The organism is Citrobacter sp. Cu096, assembly GCF_030332285.1.
GTDB classification, from domain to species: Bacteria; Pseudomonadota; Gammaproteobacteria; order Enterobacterales; family Enterobacteriaceae; genus Citrobacter; species Citrobacter meridianamericanus.
In genome coordinates this window covers 1-630 of the sequence record NZ_JAOWID010000006.1, presented here as the reverse complement: position 1 = coordinate 630, position 630 = coordinate 1, and the positions used below count along the sequence as shown (strand labels likewise).

General features: G+C 42.2%; 1 protein-coding gene. It reads right to left on the bottom strand.

All coding sequences use genetic code 11. From position 1 onward, the window contains the following. Positions 1–630 (bottom strand): hypothetical protein (locus tag OGX99_RS00830; protein WP_286542318.1); only part of this gene is annotated, 630 nt, incomplete at both ends.

The following is a 630-nucleotide window of genomic DNA, read 5'->3' as shown; positions in this document are numbered from 1 at the left end:
TCTTTCTTTTTCGGGCCTATGCTCCGGACTAATTTATCTGAATGTAACAGGGGATAAAATATAATAGAATTGATATTTAACGCAGAGTACCCCTCGTCCATTTCGCCATTGTATATCCATATGTTTTTTTCATAACCACCAATAAAACCCTCAGTTAAATATGGAAAATAATCTTTCGAGATTAAACCATCGCTGTTGATTCTTTGATCACCACCACCTTGATTCGCCGCAAGGTAATCAAATTCCAGCCTGATGCTACTTTCTACCGACTCTACATCCTGACCAAACTGTAGAGTATTTTTGTATTGCAACCGTATATTAGCCACAGACAGATGCCATTGACAACGCCCCCCGCCATGCCGGGCAAGTTTCACATCATAGAAGTTCTTTGTACTATCTTTTTGGGATAACGGAAATTCCATTGAGTTATACCCGGGAACTTCATAAGCTTCCCCGGACGAATTATGCCGGGTGTGCTTACATATTTCTGAACGATAAATCACCTTCAATGGAAGCACAACCAGTTCTGCAGGTATTTTTACGCCCACCGTGACCCATTGGGTATCTTCTGGTGGAGATAATGTCCGGTTCCGCTCTGAAACACAACCCGATAAGATTACCAGTGGAGCG